The following is a 1,644-nucleotide window of genomic DNA, read 5'->3' on the forward strand; positions in this document are numbered from 1 at the left end:
CTGTGGCGTTTTTTTGGTTTAGTCCGAGCAAGCGTGGCGAAACGTAGCGTTTGCGAGTACGACCGCCGCACCGTTCACTGTGCCGTGTGCGTTATCGATTGTCGAGCGAGTCTCCATGTGGAATTGATGTTAGGCGAATCATGAACCACTGGTACTGGTTCGCGTATCTGACCAAACGGTATGTGCCACGCCGAAAATCTCTGATGCGGCATCAATCGCATCCTGTTTCGTCGGGTGCCACGAATCCGCGGTAAAGTACCCGTGCGGACTCATGACGAGGTTGTATCCGTTGCGATCGTCACCTTGTATTTCCAGTTCGACGAGGCAATCGCAGTTTGGTTGGTCGGGGCCTCCAGTTTGGGCGGCACTCCAGGCATTGCGTGTGCCCCATATTCGAGATGTCGTTGATGCGTATATCGAGTGCATAGGCGATTGACGAAGGCAGTGCCAGCTTCGCGAACGGTGGTTGAGCCACAGAACGTCTACGATCAGCCGGCGGCGACGGAAGATCAACCACCTCAAATCGCCCAACTTCGCCGCTCGGTTGCATCGTTTGGTTCGCCGTTCCTGTGTCAGGTTACGACATTCGGTGGATGATACGGATTATCGGAAAATTCAGTTTCGATTTCGATAAGGGTAGGTTGATCGTTGGGGTCGGTCATTGTGTCCCCGCTTCGGGATCTGAGCAGGACACGCAGTACCGACAAGACGACCGCAATGCCCGCGAAAACCAGAAACGCTTGGAAGCCATAGATCAACGGTCCGAGGGTCAAGTTAGCGCCATCGACAGTCAGTGCTTGCAAGCCGTCTTCTGTCATCTGGGCAGGATGTAGATCAGCCCATTCACGTCGTAGCCGCCATTTTTCGTGGATTTCTTGTGCGGAAAACTCGGTTGCAAGCATCGCAAAGCCAAAGATCGCAGCAAGTTTGCCAATGCGACGCAACCAGCGGTTCTTGGTGACGCTGAGTGCGATCAGGATTCCGGCACCGCACCAAACCGCAGCAGGATACATCCATGACAGCGAGTTGGTCCGTGAAGACTCCCAGATTTGGTCAAAGGTTTCCATTTGAGTCTGCGATGCAATTCTGTCGGCGAACGGCAGAAATCACGGGGAACGGGCGAAAGACGTGCAAGCAGATGAGAAAACGAACCACCCGTTCTCCCGTGCATTTCATGGTTCCCCGCTCGTCGTATCGTCAACCCCAATAGCGGAAAGCAGGTTAGGGCAAGCTGCGAAATCAGCAGGGTGTGATTGACACGAGTGTCGAATCCACCGCAACCCAGAGCATATCGCGGATTGAGCAATTGGGCTTAGCGATGATGAAGAGCTTGGAATGTGCGGGTCAAGCGAATATAGAAACGGATCAATGCATTCTAGCGAGTTGTCGGATTCGTAGTGCGATGCGACGGGGTAGAAGTAGAACAGCAGGCTCGGAAAATCCATGTAGGAGAAGCACCACGCGTAGAAGTCGAGGTCGGCTCGGGTGACGTCGTCGACACTACGATGATTGATGTCACGATCAGTGAACCTGTCGTCACTATATGGCGAATCCAGGCGAGCGGCGGATCGTAGGTTCATCCGCGGAGGAGCAAACATCGATGAAAGTTCGCGAACTGCGGAGGCGTTCATAGGTCAGTCGGAT

The 1,644-nt window shown here is 54.0% G+C and carries 1 protein-coding gene; it reads right to left on the reverse strand.

Annotated features, from left to right (window positions below; genetic code table 11):
- Positions 1-572: 572 nt before the first annotated feature.
- Entirely contained in the window at positions 573-1,067 is a 495-nt protein-coding gene (locus H1B37_RS32740) for a hypothetical protein (protein ID WP_182871472.1), read from the reverse strand.
- Between the last annotated feature and the right edge of the window lie 577 nt (positions 1,068-1,644).

Source organism: Stieleria mannarensis (assembly GCF_014154935.1).
GTDB lineage: Bacteria > Planctomycetota > Planctomycetia > Pirellulales > Pirellulaceae > Stieleria > Stieleria mannarensis.